The sequence below is a fragment of the Micromonospora sp. NPDC048930 genome, assembly GCF_043197935.1.
Classification (GTDB): Bacteria; Actinomycetota; Actinomycetes; order Mycobacteriales; family Micromonosporaceae; genus Micromonospora.
In genome coordinates this window covers 162,687-185,822 of sequence record NZ_JBICUB010000007.1, presented here as the reverse complement: position 1 = coordinate 185,822, position 23,136 = coordinate 162,687, and the positions used below count along the sequence as shown (strand labels likewise).

At 71.7% G+C, this 23,136-nt stretch carries 16 protein-coding genes; 8 read left to right on the top strand and 8 right to left on the bottom strand.

Annotation, left to right across the window (positions count from 1 at the left end; genetic code table 11):
* Positions 1–164: 164 nt before the first annotated feature.
* Both ACGFI9_RS20000 and ACGFI9_RS19995 read left to right on the top strand, forming a co-directional pair.
* Entirely contained in the window at positions 165–2,957 is a 2,793-nt protein-coding gene (locus ACGFI9_RS20000) for a transglycosylase domain-containing protein (RefSeq protein WP_393179699.1), read from the top strand.
* A gap of 120 nt (positions 2,958–3,077) precedes the next feature.
* Complete coding sequence (locus tag ACGFI9_RS19995; protein ID WP_393179697.1) at positions 3,078–4,574, top strand: glycosyltransferase family 87 protein; 1,497 nt, start codon at positions 3,078–3,080, stop codon at positions 4,572–4,574.
* 149 nt (positions 4,575–4,723) lie between these two features.
* On the opposite strand, the gene ACGFI9_RS19990 is transcribed toward ACGFI9_RS19995, so the two are convergent.
* A complete protein-coding gene (locus tag ACGFI9_RS19990; RefSeq protein ID WP_393179695.1) occupies positions 4,724–7,048 on the bottom strand; it encodes a hypothetical protein in 2,325 nt (774 codons plus the stop codon).
* Positions 7,045–7,827 carry a deoxyribonuclease IV gene (locus tag ACGFI9_RS19985; RefSeq protein WP_393179693.1) on the bottom strand — a complete coding sequence of 261 codons (783 nt, stop codon included), beginning with the start codon at positions 7,825–7,827 and terminating at the stop codon, positions 7,045–7,047. The genes ACGFI9_RS19990 and ACGFI9_RS19985 overlap by 4 nt, the downstream gene beginning before the upstream one ends.
* A gap of 676 nt (positions 7,828–8,503) precedes the next feature.
* Between ACGFI9_RS19985 and rpsF the strand changes: the two genes are divergently transcribed.
* From rpsF to rplI, 4 genes are all read left to right on the top strand, one after another.
* The gene (rpsF, locus tag ACGFI9_RS19980; protein ID WP_089004747.1) at positions 8,504–8,794 is read left to right on the top strand and encodes a 30S ribosomal protein S6; all 291 of its coding nucleotides are present in this window, start codon (positions 8,504–8,506) and stop codon (positions 8,792–8,794) included.
* Between the two features lie 80 nt (positions 8,795–8,874).
* Positions 8,875–9,402, top strand: coding sequence for a single-stranded DNA-binding protein (locus tag ACGFI9_RS19975; RefSeq protein WP_199737222.1), 528 nt, complete (start codon positions 8,875–8,877; stop codon positions 9,400–9,402).
* A 41-nt stretch (positions 9,403–9,443) separates the two neighbouring features.
* Positions 9,444–9,683, top strand: coding sequence for a 30S ribosomal protein S18 (gene rpsR, locus ACGFI9_RS19970; RefSeq protein WP_013289355.1), 240 nt, complete (start codon positions 9,444–9,446; stop codon positions 9,681–9,683).
* 14 nt (positions 9,684–9,697) lie between these two features.
* Entirely contained in the window at positions 9,698–10,144 is a 447-nt protein-coding gene (rplI, locus tag ACGFI9_RS19965) for a 50S ribosomal protein L9 (RefSeq protein WP_393179690.1), read from the top strand.
* 90 nt (positions 10,145–10,234) lie between these two features.
* On the opposite strand, the gene ACGFI9_RS19960 is transcribed toward rplI, so the two are convergent.
* Positions 10,235–11,773: a hypothetical protein gene (locus ACGFI9_RS19960; protein WP_393179688.1), complete on the bottom strand. Its 1,539-nt coding sequence runs from the start codon at positions 11,771–11,773 to the stop codon at positions 10,235–10,237.
* A 393-nt stretch (positions 11,774–12,166) separates the two neighbouring features.
* Here ACGFI9_RS19960 and dnaB point away from each other — a divergent pair, with 393 nt between their 5' ends.
* Positions 12,167–13,570 (top strand): replicative DNA helicase, encoded by a 1,404-nt coding sequence (gene dnaB, locus ACGFI9_RS19955; RefSeq protein ID WP_393179686.1) that lies wholly within the window; start codon positions 12,167–12,169, stop codon positions 13,568–13,570.
* A gap of 12 nt (positions 13,571–13,582) precedes the next feature.
* On the opposite strand, the gene ACGFI9_RS19950 is transcribed toward dnaB, so the two are convergent.
* The 5 genes from ACGFI9_RS19950 to ACGFI9_RS19930 form a co-directional block, all read right to left on the bottom strand.
* Complete coding sequence (locus ACGFI9_RS19950; protein ID WP_393179684.1) at positions 13,583–14,266, bottom strand: maleylpyruvate isomerase N-terminal domain-containing protein; 684 nt, start codon at positions 14,264–14,266, stop codon at positions 13,583–13,585.
* A gap of 106 nt (positions 14,267–14,372) precedes the next feature.
* Positions 14,373–14,753: a zf-TFIIB domain-containing protein gene (locus ACGFI9_RS19945; RefSeq protein WP_393179682.1), complete on the bottom strand. Its 381-nt coding sequence runs from the start codon at positions 14,751–14,753 to the stop codon at positions 14,373–14,375.
* Between the two features lie 23 nt (positions 14,754–14,776).
* Positions 14,777–15,409, bottom strand: coding sequence for a phosphoribosyltransferase (locus ACGFI9_RS19940; RefSeq protein ID WP_393179680.1), 633 nt, complete (start codon positions 15,407–15,409; stop codon positions 14,777–14,779).
* A gap of 57 nt (positions 15,410–15,466) precedes the next feature.
* On the bottom strand, positions 15,467–16,768 hold the full coding sequence (locus tag ACGFI9_RS19935; protein ID WP_393179679.1) for a glycosyltransferase family 87 protein: 1,302 nt from the start codon (positions 16,766–16,768) through the stop codon (positions 15,467–15,469).
* A gap of 137 nt (positions 16,769–16,905) precedes the next feature.
* Positions 16,906–19,473: a putative bifunctional diguanylate cyclase/phosphodiesterase gene (locus ACGFI9_RS19930; protein ID WP_393179677.1), complete on the bottom strand. Its 2,568-nt coding sequence runs from the start codon at positions 19,471–19,473 to the stop codon at positions 16,906–16,908.
* Between the two features lie 455 nt (positions 19,474–19,928).
* Between ACGFI9_RS19930 and ACGFI9_RS19925 the strand changes: the two genes are divergently transcribed.
* Positions 19,929–23,042: a BTAD domain-containing putative transcriptional regulator gene (locus ACGFI9_RS19925; protein WP_393179675.1), complete on the top strand. Its 3,114-nt coding sequence runs from the start codon at positions 19,929–19,931 to the stop codon at positions 23,040–23,042.
* Positions 23,043–23,136: the final 94 nt, after the last annotated feature.

The window sequence follows — 23,136 nt, the reverse complement described above, 5'->3', positions numbered from 1 at the left end:
TTGGCGGGTGGCGTATCCGACGGCAGCGGAGTCTGATTAGTCCGAATAAATCGGATTTGACGGCAACACCCTGGCGCGCCCGGGGTGTAGCGTCTCGTGTTCCAGCTCACGGCAACCCGGTGGCGGCGCCCCCGCGCCCCACCGCGACCGGCAGGGTGTGAGGAATGAACTACGGCGATCCCAGTTCTTCGCGTGGGCGGGCCCAGATCCCGGGCCCGAACGGCGACCCCGGTTCCGGAGGGAGCCCGCGCGGGAACGGTTGGTCATCCGGCTCCGAGGGCAGGGCCTCCGTGACGCCGCGCGGCACGTCCGGCGGGCGCGCCTCGGTCGGTGGCGCGGCCCCGACGCTCCGCGGCGGCTCGGGTTCGGCCTCCGTCGGTAGGGCCGGCGCAGGCCGCGCCTCAGTCCCGGTCTCGCCGGCTCCCGGCGGCGCCACCGGGCGGGCCGGTGCCGGCCGCGCGTCGGTCCCGGTGTCCCCGGCGGGTCCCGCCGGCCGCGCCTCGGTCGGCGCGGCGAGCGTGGGTTCGGCCGGTCGGGCGAGCGTCGGCTCGGCGGCCGTGGGTGGCCGGGCCAGCGTGGCCCGCGCGGGTGTGCCCGGCATGGTGGGCGGCGGCCCCGGCGGGCCAGGTGGCCCGACCGGGCCCGGCCGGGGTGGTCGGGGCGGTCGCGGTGACGACCCGGCGGCGGCGGCCCGGGCGAAGAAGCGCCGGCGGATCAACATGCTGATCGCCGGCTTCGCCGTCTTCATCATGCTCGCCGGCATCGGCGTGGTTGGCTTCACCTACTACTCGACCAACGTCATCCTGCCCGAGGACACCATTCCGCCGCTGTCCACCACCATCTACTCGGCGGACAAGAAGGTCATCGCCAAGGTGGGTGACCAGAACCGCCAGCTGGTCACCATCAACCAGATCCCGGAGTGGGTCCAGCACGCGGTCGCCGCGGCGGAGGACCGGAACTTCTACCGGCACTCCGGCGTGGACTACAAGGGCATCGCCCGTGCCGCCTGGAACAACCTCACCGGTGGCGACAAGCAGGGCGCCTCGACCATCACCCAGCAGTACGCCCGCAACGCGTTCGACAACCTGAACCAGGACACGTACGGCCGCAAGGTGAAGGAGGCGATCCTCGCCTCCAAGCTGAACGACAAGTACGACAAGCCGACGATCATGCAGCACTACCTGAACGTGATCTACTTCGGCCGGGGCGCGTACGGCATCCAGGCGGCGGCGCAGACCTACTTCGGCAAGGACGTGTCGAAGCTGACCGTGGCGGAGGCCGCAGTGCTCGCCGCGCTGATCAAGCAGCCCGAGCCAAGCCTCACGCCGGGCGGTCACAAGGGCTACGACCCGGCGATCAACCCGCAGGCCGCGCTGGACCGGTGGAACTACGTCATCAACGGCATGATCACCGAGGGGTGGCTCGACGCGCCGAACAAGCCGGCGCACCCCACCGAGTACCCGAAGACGATCAAGAAGCCGTCGAAGAACAACGGCGCGGACTTCGGCGTCAACACGCCGTACGGCAACGTGATCAACTACGTCTCGCAGGAGATGCGGGACATGAAGCTGTGCACCGACGACGAGGCCCAGGCCACCCCGGACAAGCCACTCTGCTCGCAGGCGCTGAGCCGGGGCGGTTACAGGATCACCACCACCATCGACACCCGGATGCAGGAGGCGGCGCTCGAGGCGGCCCAGCGCGCCCGGAAGGGCTCCGAGCTCTACGGCCAGCCGAAGAACCTGATGGCCGCGGTGGTGTCGATCGATCCGAGGACCGGCGCCGTGAAGGCCTACTACGGCGGTGACAACGGCACCGGTACCGACTACGCCGGCAAGAACATCGACGGCGGGGTGCTCAGCGGCGGCCATTCCCCGGGTTCGAGCTTCAAGATCTACACGCTGGCCGCGGCGCTGAAGGAAGGCATTTCCGTCAAGTCGCGGTGGAAGGGCTCGGCGTTCACGCCGGAAGGGGTCGAGTTCAAGGTCAGCAACGCCGGCGCCGACAAGGTCTCCTGCGGCGACTCCTGCACCCTGGAGATCTCGACGCTGAAGTCGCTGAACGTGCCGTTCTACTACATCACCGAGAAGATCGGCGCGGACAAGGTGCTGGCGATGGCCAAGCAGGCGGGCGTTACCACCATGTGGCGGACCGACACCAACCCGGCCAAGGCGTACGACCTGACCAAGTCGGACCCGAAGGACCTGACGCCCTCGCCCTTCTTCAACGTCATCGGCTACGGTCAGTACCCGATCACCGTGCTGGACCACGCCAACGGTGTCGCCACCTTCGCCAACCAGGGCATCTACAACAAGGCGCACTTCGTGAAGAAGGTGGAGAAGCAGAACCCCAACACCGGCAAGTGGGACACGGTGGGCACCGAGAAGCTCAAGCCGCTGCGACGCATCGACAAGGACATCGTCGCGGACGTGACCTCGGTGCTGGAGAAGTACCCGGGTCAGGTGGACCGGCGCCTCGACGACGGCCGGAAGGCCGCCGAGAAGACCGGCACCTGGGAGCTCGGCGACGGCAGCGAGCGCAACGGTGACGCCTGGATGATCGGCTACACGCCGCAGCTGGCCACCGCCGTCTGGGTCGGCAACGTCGACAAGCGACTGGCGATCAAGTACAAGGACGGCCGGGACATCAGCGGTGCCCGGATGCCCGGCGCCATCTTCCAGCGCTTCATGAACGACGCGCTCAAGGGCCAGGACAAGATGGACTTCCCGCCCGCTGCGCACATCGGCGACGACAACGCCGGCAACGGAGCCCCGCCGCCGGTCGAGAACCCGCTGCCCGGCTCCAGCTGCGACCCGCTCGGCCTGTTCTGCCAGGATGGCAACAACGGCGGTGGCAACAACGGCGGCACCACCGGCCCGGGCTTCCCGCCGGGTCCGGGCAACGGTGGTGGCGGTGGTGGCCTCCTGCCGAGCACACCACCACGGCAGACGTACTGACGCAGTGCCGCGCGACGGCGGTCGGACCAGCGGGTCCGGCCGCCGTCGGCGTTTTCCGCGTACGGAATTCTGCTGTCCAGGCGGGACGCAGAGGCCCGAGGTACGGCAGGATGCCTCTTCATGAGCACCCAGTCGACGGCAGGCATCGACGACAACGGAACCATCGACCATCCGTCCCGCTCGGACCGCTTCGTCCGCGGCGCGTCGGAGCTGATCGGCGGTCCGCTCGGCGACCACGCCGCCGCCCTGGACCGACCGGCGGGCCGGGAGCGGCGCTTCTGGAGCCCGGCCCGGATCGTCCTGGCGCTGGTCTGCCTGACGCTGGCGCTGCACTGGGTGCAGAAGTCGCCCTGCCAGGACGGCGCCTGGCAGAACAACGTGCAGTACACGCGGATGTGCTACACCGACGTGCTGGCGCTCTACTACGCCGAGGGACTCAACGAGGGCAAGGTGCCCTACGCGGACCACCCGGTCGAGTATCCGGTGCTGACGGGCTACTTCATGGGGGCGCTCGGGCTGCCGGTGCACGCCCTCGGTGTCGACGACCCGGCGATCAACCAGGGGCGGTGGTTCTACAACCTCAACGCGCTGGTGCTCAGCGCCCTCGCCGTGGCCACCGTCGCCGTCATCCTCAACCTGCGGCGTCGACGACCATGGGACGCGGCGTTGTTCGCGCTGGCTCCCGCCCTGCTGCTGACCGCCACCGTCAACTGGGACCTGCTCGCCGTCGGCCTGGCCGCGTTCGGATTGCTGGCCTGGGCGCGCCGGCGGCCGGCCACGGCCGGCGTCCTGCTCGGCCTCGCCGGGGCGGCGAAGATGTGGCCGCTCTTCCTGCTCGGCCCGGTGCTGGTGCTCGGGCTGCGGGCCGGTCGGCTGCGCGCCGCCCTCACCGCCACCGGCACCGCCCTGGTGGCGCTCGTCGTGGTCAACCTGCCGGTGGCGGTCCCGTACCGGGAGAGCTGGAACCGGTTCTTCGACCTGAACACCACCCGTCCCATCGACTGGGGCACCCTCTGGTACATCGGGCGGTACCTCGACGGCAAGGTCAGCCCGTCAGCACCCGGTGACCTCGGGCCGTTCGAGTGGCTGAACGCGCACATCCCCACCCTCAACTGGGTGTCGTACCTGCTCTTCGGCCTGGCCTGCCTGGGGGTGGCGGCGCTGGGGCTGTTCGCCCCCCGCCGGCCCCGGCTCGCGCAGCTCGCCTTCCTGGTGGTCGCCGCCTTCCTGATCTTCAGCAAGGTCTGGTCCCAGCAGTTCGTGCTCTGGCTGCTTCCGCTCGCGGTGCTCGCCCGGCCGCGCTGGGGAGCCTTCCTGGCCTGGCAGTTCGCCGAGGTGTGCTACTTCGTCGCGTTCTACGGCGAGCTGCTCGGCGCGGCCACCAGCCGGCCGGTCTTCCCCGAGGGCGTGTTCGTGCTCGCCGCCAGCCTCCGGCTGGTCACCGTCGCGGTGCTGTGCGGCTTCGTGATCCGGGACATCCTGCGCCCGGAGCGGGACGCGGTCCGGTCCACCTATGTGGACGACCCGGACGGCGGCGTCCTCGACGGCGCCGCCGACGCCGGCTGGCTCCGCCGCCGCCACCGTGACGCGACGGCACCCGAGCCCGTCACCGCCTGACCCGAACCAGAGAGGACTCGACTCGATTCGAATCGCCCCGGCGCCGCGCAACTCCAGGACGGCCGGTGAGACGAAGGGTTGGCGGGAGCCCAGCCGGCGGAGGGATCAAGCCTGACCGCCCGGAGCCGGCTGGGCTCCCGCCAACCCAACTAGCCAGCGAGGTGGAAGACGATCGCCCCGCCGACGTCCTCCCGGGTCACCCCCAGCCCGTCGATCGGCTTGTCGAGCATCCGCTCCCACGGCGTCCCGCCGAGCCGATCAGGGAGCACCACCACGTTCTTCACGCCGAGTTGGCGCAGGTAGTCGATGCTGGGCTGGTCGGGGAAGTCGACGCTCACGTCGCGTACCTTCGCCTGGCTCTCCGGGGTGAAGCCGCTCCCGCCGTTGACCATCTGCTGGAACCGGCCGGTCGACCAGACCATCACCGGCTGGTCCAGGTTCTGGCTGCTGGGCAGGACCAGCAGCGGCCCGTCCACCGTGCGCATGGCCGCCGGCTGCTGCGGCACCACCGGGTGCGGGGTGACGTTCAAACCCTCCACGACCACCAGCAGCAGCGGCAGCAGCGTGGCCAGCCGCAGCCACGGCCCGGGCCACGGGGGGACCCGCTCGGCGGCCAGCTCGCGTACCCGGGCGCAGAACGCGGTGACCGCGCCCGCGGCGAGCAGGCCGAGGAACAGGGTGGCCCAGAGCATCAGCCGACCGGGCGTGCGCAGCCCGTTCCAGCCCGGCAGGTACTCGAAGAGCGGCACGAAGGTGTAGGTGCCGCCGAAGAACCGGGTGCCCATCGCCAGGATCATGCTGATCAGCACCCCGGCGAGCAGGTAGAGCCGGTGCCGGACCCGCCAGACCGAGAAGAACAGCCCGCCGGCGGCCAGGGCGTAGAGCGCGAAGCCGGGCAGCAGGGTCATCTCGGGGTGCCAGGGCAGCACGGCCCGCGCCCCCTCGTGCAGCTGACCCCAGATCCGCGACTCCGCCGGGGCGGTGAAGAACCCGCTCGCGGGCGGCGAGTAGATGGCGATGTCGCCCAGCGTCCGGGCCGCGTTCGGGTGCAGCTCCGCGACCTTGAAGAACGGCACCGCCAGCAGCGCCCCGACCGCGCCGAAGAGCAGGCCGCCGACCAGGTCGGCGAGGAACAGCCGGCCGCCGAACGGGCGCTTCACCGGCCGGACCAGCCAGCGCCGGGCGAACCAGATCACCGCCGCCACCAGCACGATGCCGGCCAGCAGGTACGCGAACATCAGGCCGATACCGAAGCCGAGGCTGAGCTGCCACGCCGCCACCAGCCAGCCGAGGAACGCCCAGCCGGCGTGCCGGCGCTCGGGGCGGTACCCGTACCGCAGGGACCAGCCGTGGCCCCGGGCGAGCATCGCCAGCGCCAGCGGGATCCCGCCGTTGGAGACGATGTGCAGGTGCCCGGCCTGGGCCAGCAGCCAGGGGGCGTACGTGTAGCTGGCCCCGGCCACCGCGGCCCCGATCCGGCCCGCGCCCAGCTGGCGGGCCAGCGCGTACGCCCCGAGCGTGGCGAGCGCGTGCGCCAGCACGAACATGATGTTGTAGCGCACCAGGGCGGCCTCGGGACCGTGACCGATCATGCCGGCCGGCGCGTACCCGAGGAGGGTGTCCGAGAAGGCGAAGCTCCACGGGTCGGGGAAGAACGTGTTGGAGTTCCACAGCTGCGCCGGGTCGGTCAGCAGGATGTGCCCCGACCAGGCCATCTGCCAGGCCTGCAGGCTCGGGTCCCAGTAGTCCTGGGGCAGCGTGTAGCCGGGGTAGCGCAGGGTGGGCCAGGTCATCAGCACGGCCAGCGCCAGCACGGCGACGGTGGCCAGGGTCCACTCGTGGATCAGGAACCGGCCGACCGCGCGGACCGCCCGGCGGGGGCGGGTGAGCACCCGTTCCGGGGCGGGGCCGAACGCGGTGAAGGGGTCCTCCGGCTTCGTACTCTTGCCGGGCTCGGTCTTGTCGTCGGCCTTCGCCGGACCGGTCGGGCTCGCCTTTCCGGCACCGCCCGGGTCGCCGTCGCCAGCCGTCCCGTCGGTGGCCTTGCCCGCGCCGGCCTTCGCGGCGGCGTCGGTGGTGTCGGCCTTGGCGTCGGCGTCGGTGTCGCCCGCGCCGGCCGTCCCGTCGGTGGCCTCGCCCGTGCTGGCCTTCGCGGCGGCACCGGCAGTGTCGGCCTTGGCGGCGATGTCGCCCGCGCCGGTCCTGGCGGCGTCGTCACGAGCCGTTTCGTCGGTGGCCCCGCCGGTGCCGGCCGTCGTGGCGGCGTCGGTCGTGGTGACCGTGCTCTCGGCGTCGGTGGTGCCGGCCTTTGTCTCAGCGTCGGTGATGCCGGTCTGGGCGTCGCCCGAGCCGGCCTTGGCGGCGGTGGCGCCCGGGCCGGTCTTCGCCCCGGGGGCACCCGCGCTGGCCGCGCCGTCGCCGTCGCCCGGGGCGGTCTTCCCGCCGGCGGTCGCGTCCGACTGCTCAGTGGTCATGCCGCGGTCCCCAACTGCTCGCGCAGGAAGGCGATGTCGGCCGCCTGGCCCTCGACGCCACCCGGGGTCTCCACGATGACCGGCGCACCGGCCGCGCGGATCACCGCCACCACCAGTTCCGGGTCGATCGTCCCGCCGGTGAGGTTGTCGTGCCGGTCCTGGCCGGAGTTGAACGCGCCCTTGGAGTTGTTGGCGTGGATCAGGTCGATCCGGCCGGTGATCGCCTTGATCCGGTCGACCAGCCCCAGCAGCTCCTCGCCGCCGGCGTACGCGTGGCAGGTGTCGAGGCAGAAGCCCACCTCGTAGTCGCCGAGCGCGTCCCAGAGCCGGGCCAGCGCGTCGAGGTGGCGGGCGCAGGCGTTCTCCCCACCGGCGGTGTTCTCGATCAGCACCGGCAGCGGGAAGCCACCCGAGTCCGCCGCGTACGCGAAGGTCTTCCGCCAGTTGTCGAAGCCGACCGCGAGATCGTCGCCCGCGTTGACGTGGCCACCGTGCACGATCAGGCCCTTGGCCCCGACCTCGGCGGCGGCGGACGCGTGGCCGAGAAGGAGTTTGCGGCTCGGGATGCGGATCCGGTTGTTCAGCGTGGCCACGTTGATCACGTACGGCGCGTGGACGTAGAGGTCGACCTCGGCGTCGCGCAGCCGCTGCGCGTCCTCCCGGGGCTTCGGGGCCTTCCATCCCTGTGGATCGGCGAGGAAGAACTGCACGGCTTCGGCGTCCCGGGCGGTCGCCTCGGCCAGCGGGTCGGTCGGATCGACGTGGGCTCCGATTCGCATGGAGGGCAGCCTACGTCGCGCCCCCGACGCGCGGGGCGACCGTGGCGGGCCGGTTTCCGGCGTACGGACCGGGGTGGCGGGTCGGGGTCAGGCGTGAATCCGCGTCACCAGCCGGCCCGGCGGTCGTTGTCCGAGGTGGGATCGACGGTCGACGCCCCGCCCGGGCGCGGTCCACAGGCGCCCGGGCGAGGAGAGACCCCCGGTAACGGGGCGCCCCGCCGTGCGGCCCGGCACGACGGGGCGTGATCCGGCTCTTCACACCGAACGGCAGCGTGGCAGCGCCGCCGGGCAAATTCCTCCATTTACCCCAAGAGGTGACGAGAGCCGTTGTATGGTCAGACCAGGTGACAACACGATAAAGCTCCGCGGGGCGTCCTCGATCCAACCTCATCGGTGTGGTCGTTCCTCCCCAGGTCCCACCCAAGGAATGCGGACGGGACGCCCCGCGGCCCCGTGGATAGGGGTCCACCTCCGGCGTACGACGTCGGCGGTGGACCCCTGTCGCCGCGTCCGGGCCGTCCGGTCCGACCGGCCCGGTCATGATCGTCCGGACCGGGTATCCTGGTCCGGTTGTCCGCGTCCGGACGGGTTCCCCCGCACCGGGCACGGGCCACGACGCACGACCTCCTGCCACGGAAGGACCGTGGCCGCTTAGCCCACAGGAGGTGAGCACGTCTTGCGTCATTACGAGATCATGGTGATCCTCGACCCCAGCCTCGAGGAGCGCACCGTCGCCCCGTCGCTCGACACGTACCTGAACGTGATCCGGACCGCGGGTGGCTCGGTGGAGAAGACCGACGTGTGGGGCCGCCGGCGCCTCGCGTACGAGATCAACAAGAAGGCCGAGGGCATCTACGCCGTCATCGACCTCCAGGCGACGCCGGAGGCGGTGGCCGAGCTGGACCGCCAGCTGCGACTCAACGAGTCCGTGCTGCGCACCAAGGTCATCCGGCCGGAGATGCGCTGAGCATCTGACCCGGCACGTCCGGATCAAGCCTCATCGACGCTGTCAGAGGGCTCTGAGAGCCTGAGAGGGCGAAACGATGAGTGCGCGAGGAGATGGTCATGGCAGGAGACACCACCATCACGGTCATCGGCAACCTGACCGATGACCCCGAGTTGCGGTTCACCCCCTCCGGGGCGGCGGTCGCCAAGTTCCGGGTCGCTTCGACGCCCCGCTTCATGGACAAGGCGTCCGGCGAGTGGAAGGACGGCGAGCCGCTGTTCCTCTCGTGCACGGTCTGGCGGCAGGCCGCCGAGAACGTCGCCGAGTCGCTGCAGCGCGGCGCCCGGGTGATCGTGTCCGGCCGGCTGCGCCAGCGGTCGTACGAGACGCGCGAGGGTGAGAAGCGCACCGTCATCGAGCTGGAGGTCGACGAGATCGGCCCGTCGCTGCGCTACGCCACGGCGAAGGTGCAGAAGATGTCCCGCTCGGGCGGCGGTGGCGGCTTCGGCGGTGGTGGTGGCCAGGGCGGCGGCGGAGGCAACTTCGACGACCCCTGGGCCTCGGCCTCCCCGGCTCCCTCGCGCGGTGGTTCGGGCGGCGGAAACTTCGACGAGGAGCCCCCGTTCTAATGGCGCCGAGCGCCCGCGATCGCAAACCAGGAGCAAGAGCAATGGCCAAGGCTGCGGCACTTCGCAAGCCGAAGAAGAAGGTGAACCCGCTCGACAAGGACGGGATCACCTACATCGACTACAAGGACACCGCGCTGCTGCGCAAGTTCATCTCCGACCGCGGCAAGATCCGCGCTCGGCGGGTGACCGGCGTGACCTCGCAGCAGCAGCGGCAGATCGCCCGTGCGGTCAAGAACGCCCGCGAGATGGCGCTCCTGCCGTACACGGCCACGACCCGCTGAGAGGAGGCACCGACATGAAGATCATCCTGACCCAGGAGGTGTCCGGTCTCGGTGCCCCGGGCGACATCATCGAGGTGAAGGACGGCTACGGCCGTAACTACCTGCTGCCGCAGGGCTTCGCGATCGCCTGGACCAAGGGTGCGGAGAAGCAGGTCACGGTCATCAAGCGGGCCCGCGCGGCCCGGGAGATCCGCGACCTCGACCACGCCAACGAGGTCAAGGCCCAGATCGAGGGCCTGAAGGTCAACCTGAAGGCCCGCGCCGGCGACGGCGGCCGGCTCTTCGGCTCGGTCACCCCGGCCGAGATCGTCGACGCCGTCAAGGCCGCCGGTGGCCCGGCCCTCGACCGTCGTCGGCTGGAGCTGCCCGCCCACATCAAGTCGCTCGGCGCCTACCCGGTCAGCATCAAGCTGCACCCCGAGGTGACGGCCAAGTTCAACCTGAACGTGGTCAAGGGCTGACACCGACCGCACCACGAAAGGGCCCGCACCGGACCTCCGGTGCGGGCCCTTCTCGCTCATGCCGGGGCAGGCCGGTGCGCCCGCCGTGGCTCAGCCGATCGGCTGGCCGGTCACCGCGCTGATCATCACGGTGGACAGGCCACCGCCCACCACCGCCGCCGCCAGCGCCACCGTCGCCGGCCGCCACGTCGTACCGACCCGGCGCAGCACCACCGCGACGACCAGACTGCTCACCAGCGCCAGCCCGAACCGGGGCACGCCCGCGATCAGCGAGGCGAAGGCGTGCGCCCGCGGGGAATCGCAACCGCCGCCGGTGATGTCGGTGACACACCCCGCCGGGGCCCGCCCGTCCAGGAACAGCAACCCGACGAAGACCAGCAGCGCCGGCACCAGATAGCAGACCGCGGTGTAGATCAGCGGCCGGATCGGCCCGCCCGGATCCGGGTCGAGCAGGTCGTCCTCCAACCGGCGGCCCCACGATCCGCCGCCGACCGTCTCGATCCGCCGGCGCAGCGTCGACGCCCCGCCGCGGCCCCCGCCCACCGGATCGGCCGACGGGCGCCGGGCCGCCGTACGCGGCCGCGGGGCGGTGTAGGGGACCACCGGAGAACGCGGCGCGGACGTCGGCGTCTCCGTCCACCGCGGATCGTCACCGGCCAGCCGGGTCCCGGACCAGAACGCCTCGGCCTGCTCCGCCGACGCCCAGCCCTCCCGGGCCGGCGACGGCGGCACCGTCCGATCCCACTGGTCGACCTCGGCGTACCGGCTCCCCTGGCCGGTGGCGGCGGAGCCGTGCCACTGACCCGCGTCCGCGTAGCGGTCCCACTGGCCGGTGTCCGTGATGCGGTCCCACTCGCCGGTGTGCTCCGTACGCTCCCACCGGCCCGTGCCCTCCCACCGGTCGGCCGCGCCGGCACGGCCCCAGGCGTGCACCCCGGAGGCGTCCCACGGGTCCACCGCCGGCTGCTCCGCCGGATCCGGCTCGGCCGACCGGCGCCCGCCCCACACGTTGACGCCGGGACGGGACCAGGAGTCCGACGACGACGACCACCCGGCCCGTCGACCCGACTCCCGCCGGTCGCCTTCCGCGCCCGACGACGGATCGTCCGCCAGGCCCGACCAGGTCACCTGCGGCCGCCGGGTCCGCGCCCGACGCGGCCGGCTCCACGGGGCCGGCCCCGACACCGGCTCGTCCTCGGTGGACTCGGCCCGCCGGCTCCCGACGTACCCCTGCTCCTGCGGGGCGTCGACGGTCCACTCGGCGGTGTGCTCACTCACCGGACCCACAGCGATGGCCCGCGACTCGCGGCGGTCGCCCTCCCGGCGCCACCCGCCGTCCGCGCCCGCCCGCCAGCCGGCGCCCGAGTATGGCGGCTCGACCTCGTCGTCGGGGGCGGCGTGCCGGCCCGCGCCGTCCGCCCGGCGCACGCCGGACTCCAACGCCCACCGGGGAAGGTACGTGTCGACCGGCTCGTCCTGGCCGCGCTCCATCGCCCGGCGGCGGCTCGGGGTGCGGTAACGCCCGGACGCGTAAGGGTCTGCCGGGAGCGGATCGGGGTCGTCCCACGGGGCGACCGGCTGCCGCTCGCGCGGGCTGCCCTCCCCGCTTCCCCAGTCCCGGTAACTCACGGCCGGAGCGTGACCCTTCTCAACCGAAAGTGCAATCCGCTGTCCAGGTGTAGCCGTCCGCAGAGATAGTACGGGACGAACGGCTTCCAAGCCTCACCCGAAATCTGTCGTCCACAGGGTGTGGATTAGAAAAGCGCAGCTCAGGGCCCATGTGGATGGAATACCCCATCACTTTTCCACACCCTGTGCACACCCTGCGCACATGCCTGCACCCCGGCGTCCACAGGTTGTCCCGAGGCTCGTCCACCGGCATTGTTGAGCGCCTGACCTCGGGTTCCGTATCGTGGTCCCCCGACCGTCCGGGCGGTGGCCCCCGATCGACCGGAGGGTCGTTGGAGCTGTCAGACCCCGGTGGTAGAGCTGGATTCGATCCGTCGCAGCGAGGGGGGACCCGTGTCGGTCAGCGACGACACGCGGGCGGAGCGGGCCGGGGGGCCGTCGCCCGCGCCACCACAGCGGGACGCGCAGTTCGAGAAGACCCCGCCCCAGGACGTGGCCGCCGAGCAGTGCGTCCTCGGCGGCATGCTGCTCTCCAAGGACGCCATCGCCGACGTTGTGGAGATCCTCAAGTCCAACGACTTCTACCGCCCGGTGCACGCCACCATCTTCGACGCGATCCTCGACATCTACGGCCGGGGTGAACCCGCCGACCCGATCACCGTCGCGGCCGCCCTGGCCGATTCCGGCGACCTCGCCCGGATCGGTGGCGCACCCTACCTGCACACGCTGATCGCCAGCGTGCCCACGGCCGCCAACGCCGCGTACTACGCCCGCATCGTCGGCGAGCGCGCGGTGCTGCGCCGGCTGGTCGAGGCCGGCACCAAGATCGTCCAGCTCGGGTACGGCACCGGCCAGGGCGGCAGCCGGGATGTCGACGACGTCGTCGACCTGGCCCAGCAGGCCGTGTACGAGGTCACCGAGAAGCGGGTGAGCGAGGACTTCGCCGTCCTGGCCGACATGCTCCAGCCGACACTCGACGAGATCGAGGCCGTGGGCGCCCAGGGCGGCGTGATGACCGGCGTGCCGACCGGCTTCAGCGACCTCGACCGGCTGCTCAACGGCCTGCATCCGGGTCAACTTATTATTGTGGCAGGCAGGCCGGGTTTGGGCAAGTCTACGGCATCTATGGACTTTGCCCGAAATGCTGCTATTCGCTACAACCACGCGTCGGCGATCTTCTCGCTGGAAATGAGCAAGGTCGAGATCGTCATGCGACTCCTCTCGGCCGAGGCCCGCGTACCGCTGCACGTGCTGCGCAGCGGCCAGCTCTCCGACGACGACTGGACCAAGCTGGCCCGCTGCATGGGCGAGATCAGCGAGGCCCCGCTCTTCGTCGACGACACGCCGAGCATGAACCTGATGGAGATCCGGTCCAAGGCGCGGCGGCTCAAGCAGAAGCACGACCTCAAGCTGATCGTGGTCGACTACCTCCAGCTGATGACCTCGCCGAAGCGGACCGAGAGCCGGCAGCAGGAGGTCGCCGACCTGTCCCGTGGCCTCAAGCTGCTGGCCAAGGAGGTCGAGTGCCCGGTGATCGCGGTGAGTCAGCTGAACCGTGGCCCCGAGCAGCGCACCGACAAGCGACCGCAGCTGTCCGATTTGCGCGAATCTGGCTCAATTGAGCAAGATGCCGACGTTGTCATCCTGCTTCACCGCGACGACTACTACGACAAGGAGTCGCCGCGCGCCGGGGAGGCGGACTTTATCGTGGCCAAGCATCGAAACGGTCCGACGGACACCGTGACCGTGGCCGCCCAGCTGCACCTGTCCCGCTTCGTCGACATGGCCATCGTCTGACCGGCCCGGTCCTCAACCAAGCAGCGGGAACCAGCCGGCGGCCTCGCCGAGGTCGCGCCGGTCGCGGTCGGTGAGCGGCAGCCGGCCGGTGGCCTTGAGCAGGTACTCCGGGTCGTCCCAGCCGGTCGGCCGGACGGCGTCGTCGCTGAGCAGGCCGTCCACGGTGGCCACCGCCACGCGGGTCGGCGTCTCGGCGGGGAGCGGGGCGTCGGGCAGATCCACGATCAGGTCGAGGTGGTGGATGACCGCCTCGGTGGTCAGGGTGGCGAGGAAATCCGGTACGCGCAGCACGTGGCCCTGGGTGGTGACGTGCCCGTCGGGGTCGGCGGCGGCGGCCGCCCGGACGGCGGCGGGGGCGGTGTCGGTCCAGAGCCGGACGACCCCACTGGGACGGTCGAACGCGGCCGCCGAGCGGCGCGCCCACCAGGCGTGTTTCCGGCTGGCCTCGTCGTCGCCGCCCGGGGTGAACGCGCGCCAGTAGCTGACGTCGTCCACGTCGGCCGGGCCCGGCGCCGGGCTGGCCAGCGCGACCAGGGCCCGCTGGGCGTCGCACAGGATGTGGAAGAGCAGGTCGGCGACGAGCCAGCCGCGGCAGCGCGTCGGCCGTTGCAGGCCGGCGTCGTCGAGCGCGGTGACCACCGCGCTGATCCCGTCGTACGCCTGAGCCAGCGCCTCGTGCTGCCGGATCGTGGTCATGGGGTGCAGCCTGCCATGACCGCCGCCGGACGGCACGGCGGATTCCGGTCGGCACGGCGACGGCAGGCCGGACCGGTCAGCGACCCGGCCTGCCGTACCCACGCCGTCAGTCGAAGAGTTCGCCGAGGAAGCCGTGGTGCTTCTTGCGCCGGTAGTGGCCGTGGTAGCCGTAGTGCTGGCCGTGGCCGTACGCGGGCTGGGCGTAGCCGTGGCCAGGCGGCGGCGGAGGCGGCGGCGGAACGGCGCCGTACCCGGGCTGGTGCGGAGCGGCGGGCGGTGGCGGTGGCGGGGTGTAGCCGCCGGTCGCCGGGGCCGCCTGCTGCGGGGCGCCGTGCTGCCGGTTCCAGTTCGCCTCGGCCTCGAACAGCTTCTCGAGCTCGCCGCGGTCGAGGAAGATGCCGCGGCACTCGCCGCACTGGTCGATGATCACTCCGCTGCGCTCGTACTGGCGCATTTCTCCGTGACATTTGGGGCAGGTGAGCTGCATGGGACCGACGGTACCCGGTGCGGTCACGCGGTGGCCTTGAGCGTTTCCGTCACCTCGTCGTCGGAGACCTCGTGGAAGTCCTCGTAGTAGGCCCCGACCGCCATGAAGTCGGGTGGGGCCTCCAGGATGACCACCTGGTCGGCCTCGGCGGCCAGCATCTCGTACGCCTCCCGCGAGCCCACCGGCACGGCGACGACGATCCGGGCGGCACCCAGGTGGCGGGCCACCTGCACGGCGGCGCGGGCGGTGGCGCCGGTGGCCAGCCCGTCGTCGACGATGACCGCGGTCCGCCCGGCGAGGTCGAGCGGCGGGCGGCCGGCCCGGTAGAGGCCCTCACGGCGCTCCAGTTCGGCCTGCTCCCGCTGCCGCACCCCGGCCTTGTCGGCCTCGCTGATCCGGTCGGCGACCATCTCGTTGAGCACCTGCACCCCGCCGGGGCCGAGCGCGCCGTACGCCACCTCGGGTGCGTACGGCACGCCGAGCTTGCGAACCACGAGCACGTCCATGGGTACGCCGAGCCGTTCGGCGATCACCCGGCTGACCTCCACGCCGCCGCGTACCAGCCCGAGCACGATGACGTCCGGCCGTCCGGCGAGGTCGGTGAGCTTGTCGGCGAGCCTGAGGCCGGCGTCGGCCCGGTCGCGATAGGTGGTCATGTCTTCAGGTGTACGCCCTGCGGGCGGGGCGCGTCCGGGAGTTGCGCGGAAAGCCGGTCAGGCGGGCGCCGGCCGCCGGGCCCGGGTCTCCGCGAGCGCCAGCGCGGGGGCCAGCACCAGCAGGGCGACCGGGTAGAGGAGGTAGCCGAACCGGGTCGAGGGCATCAGCAGGATCGCCCCGAGCAGCCCGTACCCGCAGATCAGGGCGGTGGCGGCGGCGGTGCGCGGCGGGCGGCGCAGCAGCCGGACGGCGATCGCCACGCCCACCGCGACCAGCAGCGCGGCGGCGACGATCCGGCCGGCGGGCAGTGCGGTGGCGATCAGGTGGCCGGGGAAGGGGGACTGGGCGGGACTGGTCACCAGCCCGTGCCCGAGTGGGAAGCGCAGCACGTTCTCGACCAGGGCGTCCCGGTCCACGAGCAGGGCGGGGAGCAGCGCGACGACCGGCAGGCCGAGGGCGCCGAGTGCGGTGCGCGGGCTGGCCCGCCGGGTGGCGGCCCAGCAGACCAGCACGATCGCCACCGGCCAGGCGAAGAGCTTCAGCGCCCCGGCGACACCGACGGCCAGGCCGGCCCGGCCGGGCCGGCCGGCGGCGGCGAGGGCCAGCGCGAGCAGGCAGAGCGCGAGTACGGGCAGGTCGTCGCCGCCGGTGGCCAGGGTGAGCGCGCAGACCGGCAGGACGGTGGCCGCCTGTACGCCGCGCAGCACGGCGGCGTCCCGGCGGGGCGCGTCGGGGGCGGACGCGGTGCGCAGGGTGGTCACGGCGGTGGCCAGGACCAGGGCGGTGACCAGCGCGAACCAGACCCGGGCGTCGGTCCACCAGGCGTCGGTGGCGGCCCGGGGCAGCCCGAACAGCGCCATCCCGGGCTGGTAGGGCGTGTAGCCGAGCAGCTGTTCCGCCGGCGGCAGCGCGGCGATGGCGTCGTGGCCCAGGTAGGGGGTGCCGTGTTCGACGAGCCGGGCGCCGGCGTGCTCGACCACCACCACCTCCTCCTGTGCCCGGTCGGTACGCCCCGCCGCCCGCTGGACGCTCTGCGCCGCGATCGGCAGCAGCGCCGTGGCGGCCCAGGCGAACCCGGCGACCGCCCAGCGGGCGGGCAGCCCGGCGAGGGCCGTGTCGAGGTGGCGGCGCCGGGCGAGGAGTTGCCCGGCCACGAGGAGCGCGGCCAGCAGGTAGCCGACGGCGGCGACGGTGCCCCAGGCGCGGTGCGGTGACAGGGTGGAGGTGGCGGCGGTGACCCCGGCGAAGACCGCCGAGACGGTGTAGAGGCCCAGGTCGAGGGCGAGGCCACCGGCGGCGGAGTCCACGGCCTGCCAGCGGCGGGCGGCGGGGGCGGCCCGGTCGGGGTCGGCGGTCACGCCGGCCAGTCTGGCAGACCCGTCAGGGCCGCCCGCTTCCGCTGGGCATCCGGCACCGTCGGGCTTGATTGACTCAACATGCGGCAAACCGCTGTGTCCCGGCCTCGGGACCGCCCGGCATGCGCACCTTGGGTGGATCAACCGGGCTCGCCGGTCCGGCCGGTGGCGGCGCTGCCGGCGGTCCGGTTCCTGCCGCCGGTGCGGCGACCGGGCAGGCGGATCACCGCGCCCTCGTCGTGCAAGGGCGGGGCGAGGGCGCCGGGGCGCCCGCCCGCGCCCCGCTGGAGGGCGGCGAGCAGCGCTCCGGCCGGCAGGGGCCGGGCGAAGAGATGGCCCTGCCCGGCCGTGCAGCCCAGTTCCCAGAGCGCCCGCCGTTGCGGTTCGCTCTCCACGCCCTCGGCGACCACGGTCAGGTCGAGGCTGCGGCCGAGGTCCAGCGTGGAGCGGATCACCGCGGCGGCCTCCGGCGCGCTCTCCATCGCGGTGACGAAGCTGCGGTCGATCTTCAGCTCGTGCACCGGGATGCGGGAGAGCAGGGAGAGCGAGGAGTAGCCGGTGCCGAAGTCGTCCAGGGCCAGCCGTACGCCGGAGTCGCGGAGCCGGCTGAGCACCCGGTCGACCACGTCGAGCTGGCTGAGGGTGAGGGTCTCGGTCAGTTCCAGCACCAGCCGGTCGGGCGGCAGGTCGTGCGCCCGCAGCCGGGCCAGCACCGCCCCGGGGAAGCGGGGGTCGAGCAGGCTGCGCGGGGACACGTTCACCGACACGGGCAGATCGAACCCGGCGGTGCGCCAGGTGCCGGCGGCGATCAGCGCCTGGTCGAGAATCGCCTCCGCGAACGCGGGCAGCAGCCCGGAGCGTTCCACCGCCTCCAGGAAACGCAGCGGGTCGATCATGCCGTGCGTCGGGTGGTGCCAGCGGGCCAGCGCCTCCGCGCCCATGGCCGCGCCGCTGCCCAGGTCGACGATCGGCTGGAAGGTGACGGTGAACTCGTGGTCCGCGACCGCGCGGGGCAGCTCGCCGCCGAGGGTGAGCCTGCCCAGGTCGGCGGTGTCGCGGGTGGGGGCGTACGTGGAGATCCGCTGGCCGGCCCGCTTGGCCTGGTACATCGCCACGTCGGCGCGACGGAGCAGCTCCGGCATCCCGCCGCTGGCCGGCGCGACGGCGATGCCGCCGCTGGCCTCCACGCTGATCCGCATGCCGTCCAGGTCGAGCGGCTCGTGCAGCGCGCCCAGCAGCGACTCGGCCCGGTGCGCCGCGACCGCCGGGGCGGGCAGCCCGCGCAGCAGGACGGCGAACTCGTCGCCGCCCAGCCGGGCCACCAGGTCGCCGGGGCGGGCCGCCGCCCGCAACCGGTCGGCGACCTGGATCAGCACCTGGTCGCCGGCGCCGTGCCCGAGCGTGTCGTTGACCTCCTTGAAGTGATTGAGGTCGATCAGCACCAGCGCGGTGACCCCGTCGGCGTGGCGGGTGGTGAGCTGCTCGGTCCCCTCGTCCAGCAGGTGCCGGCGGTTGGAGAGTCCGGTGAGCGCGTCGTGGGTGGCGGCGTACTCGTGCTCCTCGGCGACCCGGGCCAACTCGGCGTACGCCTGGGCGTTGCGGACCGCGGTGCACAGCGCCGAGGCGAAGGTACGCAGCGTGTACTGCTCCCGCTCGGAGAGCTGGACGGGGCCGGCGAAGCGCAGCCGGAGCGTACCGATGCCGGCGTGCTGGTCATGCCCTTCGAGGGGGGTGGACAGCACCGAACCCTCGATCGCGCTGGGTTCGCCGGTCACGCCCTGGAAGGTGATGGCTCCTCCGGCGCCACGGACGAGGCGGTTCTCCTCGTGCAGTTCGATGTCGACCTCGTCGGCCGAGAAGAGTTCGGTGGCCTGGGTGACCGCCGTGGTCAGCACCTCGTCCAGGTCGACCACGTTGAGCGCGTCGGTGGTGCGGGCGAGACGTTGCCAGGCGTCCCGCTCCGCCCTGCTCCGCAGTCGTCCCGAGTACGCCAGGTGCAGGCTCAGCACGACTGGCGGGACGACGATGAGGAAGGTCGGGTTGATCCGGAGGATCAGCAGGGTCGAGAGGATCACCGAGAAGCGGGCGACCACGCTCGCCAACCGAAGGTCGATCTGCTGACGGAACCGGTTGCGGATCGGAGTCCGGGTTGCGAACGCGAGGACGGGAAACATCAGCAACTCGTCCAGCACGACGACCGTCAGGTATGCCAGCACCAGCGCTGGGAGCGAGTGCGTGACCGGTCCGGACCAGGGCCACGTCCAGCCTGAGAGGATCAGGACAATCCCGCCGACCGCGGCAAGGGTCATCTCCTTGGCGACGCCGAAGGCCAGCTTGATGGGCGAGAGCCGACCGAGCACCCGGATGATCGCGACGCCCACACCGGTGCCGATGACCACCCACGGCACCGGGGCGACGGCCAGGCCGATCACTGAGGCCGCGTCCGTCCAGGAGATGCCGTGCGTGGTGGCACGGATGCGGATGCGGACGTTGACGGTGGCGGCGACGGCGACGAGGAACGTCAGGGTGGCCGCCCGGGTCAGGTCCGCCGAAGTGGTCAGGCCCTGGGTGTAGATGAGCCGGAGGCTGACCACCAACGCGATCGTGGCCGCAAACACGACGAGACCGACAAGCAGCAACAGCCGCCGATCGGTCCCATTGTCGCGTGCGATGGCGCGAGTCACGTCTTCTGCCTCCACCGCGCTCATCTGGTAGCGGTGCGTGTACCCGTACTGTACGACCCGCCCAGGTACCCGGAAAGGTTTGATCACAGCCAGTCGTTGCCACGCATTGGCCTCACCCTTCACTTGATCCCGGGGGCCGCTTCTCGGGACCCCCACCGACGGGAGTCATGTTATGGCCTTTTAGGCCGAGTTGATGACATTAGATGTCCATATGCGCATAATGCGCGAATGCGGAAGCCTATTGTCACTCACTGTCTTTGCCTGAAGACTGAACGCATATTCAGTGATGTGCCCAATGGCGATTATCGAGCCCGCGAGGACGAGATGTCTCCAGCCGTTTGGTGTCCGCTGGACGGAGGCCTAGTGCTTGCCGGCCTCCTACCTGCGGTTCCACGGACAGAGAAAATGTCGTCGCTCTCTGATATCTTTTGAAGTCGTGCGGCGGATCGCGCGCAATCTGGCGTTAAGACGTCTTATGCGTGGCGTTGCGGGAATTGCAGAGTTGTTTGAATTTCGCCACCATTGCGGAGGAAGGATTGGCGGCGATCCGTCTCCTGGGGGCGCTCGAGGCGTGGTGCGGGCCTGCCCAGGTTCCGCTGGGTACGCCGAAGCAGCAGCTCGTGATGGCGATGTTGGCCGCCCACGCCGGTCGCGTCGTCACGACCGAGTCGCTCATCGACGAACTGTGGCCGGAAGAGCCGCCACGCTCCGCAATGGCGAACGTGCGGACGTACGCCGCGAACCTCCGCCGGGCGTTCGACAAACACGCGGGTCCCAACCTCTCTCGACTGTCCGGCGGTTACCGACTCGAGCTGACGGAGGACTCGGTGGACCTCCCCCGGTTCGAACGCCTCGCCACAGCCGCCGAGACGGCATGGGCGCGTGATGAGATCGACACGGTCGACCGGCTGCTGACCCGCATCGAGCCGCTCTGGCGAGGCTCCCTGCTCGCCGGACTGCCCCTCGGGCCGGTCCTTGCCGCTCGCCGGGCCGCCGTGGAGGAGCAGCGCCTGTCGGTGATCGAACTCCGGGCGAAGCTGGATCTGCGTGTCGGCCGCACCAGGTCGGCGATCGCCTTCCTCACAGACCACGTGGTCGTCCACCCGTACCGGGAACAGGCGCATGCTCTGCTCGTCCGCGCGTACTACGCCGACGGTGATGCCGGCGGTGCCCTGTCCGCCCTGAGCCGGGCCGAGGGCGCGCTCATGGAGCAGTTGGGCATCGAGCCGGGAGCCGAGCTGCGCTCGCTGCGCCACCGCATCATGAACCGCGAGCCGGTCGACCGGTTCCTTGAGGAGCCGGCGTACCCGGCCGATGCCCCGGCTCCGGCTTCCCCCGCCCGTCGGACCGAAGCGTTGGCCAGGACGGCCGGCAATCACCTGCCCCGGCTGGTGGCGAACTTCGTGGGACGCCGGCGGCTCACCGAACGCCTGATGGCGGAGACTGCTGCGGCTGAGGAACATCAGTCGCCGGTGCGGGTGGTCGACGGGATGGCGGGCAGCGGCAAAACCGCCTTCGCGGTGCATCTGGCGCAGCAGCTTGCTGATCGTCACCCCGACGCGCAGCTCTTCATCGACCTGCGCGGGCACTCCGGGGGCGTGCCGGTGGACCCAGCCGATGCGCTTACCGTGCTGCTCCGTCAACTCGGGGTCCCCGCCGGCCGGATACCGACGGACCGCGTGCTCCGCGCCGAGCTGTGGCAGCGCGAGCTGCGTGGGCGCCGGACCGTCATCGTGCTGGACAACGCGGTCAGCAGTGAACAGGTGCAGCCGCTCCTGCCGGCGGCGCCGGGCTCGGTCGTCCTCGTGACGAGTCGCCGTCGGCTGTCCGCCGACGACATCGGGCCACCCGTCCCGCTGCCGGCGCTGACTCCCGAGGAGGCGGTCCAACTGCTGGCGCGTACGGCCGGTGAGGGCCGGGTACGCCAGGAGCCGGCGGCAGCGGCCGAGGTGGTACGTCGGTGCGGCTACCTGCCGCTCGCCATCCGCCTCGCCGGGGGACGCCTCCTGCACCGGCCCACCTGGCGGGTCGCCGACCTGGCCAGACGGCTGAGCGACGGGCGGACGGTGCTGCGGCAGCTCGCCGTCGAGCAGCAGACGGTGGCCAGCGCCTTCACCGCCTCGTACGAACCGCTCGCCGAACCGGTCAGGCGGTTGTTCCGGCTTCTCAGCGTCCACCCCGGCATCCACCTCGACGCGCCGATGGCGGCCGCTCTCGCGGACCTGCCGTTGGACGTGATCGAGACGATGCTGGACGACCTCCTCGACCAGCACCTGCTCGAGGAGGTCGAGCCGGGCCGTTACCGGCTGCACGACCTGATGCGCCAGTACTCCGCCGAGCTGTCCCGCGATCCCCACGAGGTGCGCGACCGCGAGGAGGCCGCTGGTCGGCTCCTCGACCACGTGCTGCACGAGGTGGTCGGCCGGGCGCAGGCGCTCGAGCAACTCGCGCTGGGGGGCCAGCTCCGTCTGGGCCCGGCCCGTCGTCCCGACCTGCTGGGGCACTCCGATCCCGCGGACGTCGAGTGGTTGGAGCGGGAACGCTCCAACCTGCTCGCGCTGATCTCCTTCGCCGAGCAGGAGTCACACCACGGGTACGGCTGGCGGATCGCTCGTGCGATGTGGCGGTTCTGCTACATCCGGGGTTACTTCGACGACATCATCGTCACCCACCGAACCGGACTCGTCGCCGCCGAGAAGGGCGGCGACCAGGCGGCGCAGGCGGTCATGCACAACTACCTGGCCTCCGCGTACACCCGTACCGGGAGCTATCTGGATTCGCTGCGGCACCTCGAGGCGGCGGTGTCCATCTCCCGCGATCTCGGTGACCAGTTCAACGAGCATCGCTACCGGGCAAACCTCGTGGTCGTCCACATGCTGACGGGTGACCTGTCGCGTTCGGTCAGCCTCGGACGGCAGTTGCTCCGGGAGCGCCCCGGCGGGGCCGCCGTCGAATCGAGCCTGGCGCTGGCGAACCTCGGTCTCGCCCTCACGGTCATGGGACGTTACGAGGAGGCGCTCCACGCCCACCGACTTCACCTCTTCCTCGCGCGGTGCCGGGGAAGCCGGTACGACATCTCAAGTGCCTTCGGCCACATCGCTGCCGTGGAGAACCGGCTCGGGCACTTCACCAAGGCCGTCCGACTCATCACCGCGTCACTGCGGCTCCGCGACCGGACCGGCCACCGGTTCGGCGAGACGGAGGCCCGCAACGACCTGGGGATCGCGTACCGGCACCTGGGTCGGCTGGACGCGGCGCGGGAGCAGCACGAGTTGGCCCTCGACCTCGCCGTGGACTCGGGGGAACGGCACGTGCAGGCGGCCGTCTGGAACGACCTCGGTATCACCTTGGCGCTCGCCGGGCAGGCCGATGACGCCATGGCGGCTCACCGGCGCGCGCTTGAGTTGGCGACGCGGATCGCTCACCCGTACGAGCAGGGCCGTGCCCTCGTCGCGCTCGCCGACCACCTCGGCGACGACGAGCGGGAGCAGGCCCGCCGGTACCGGCAGCGGGCCCTGGCGATCTTCCGCCGGATGGGAGCGCCGGAACGGGAGGCGCTGGAGCGGATCCTCGCCAGGTCGGGACGCAACTGAGGAACTTATCGATTTCTTATCGCGGGGTCCCCTAACGTCTCCCCGGTCGGCGAACGGGGGAGGTCCTGCACGGGGGAAGGGCCGAGTCGACGAG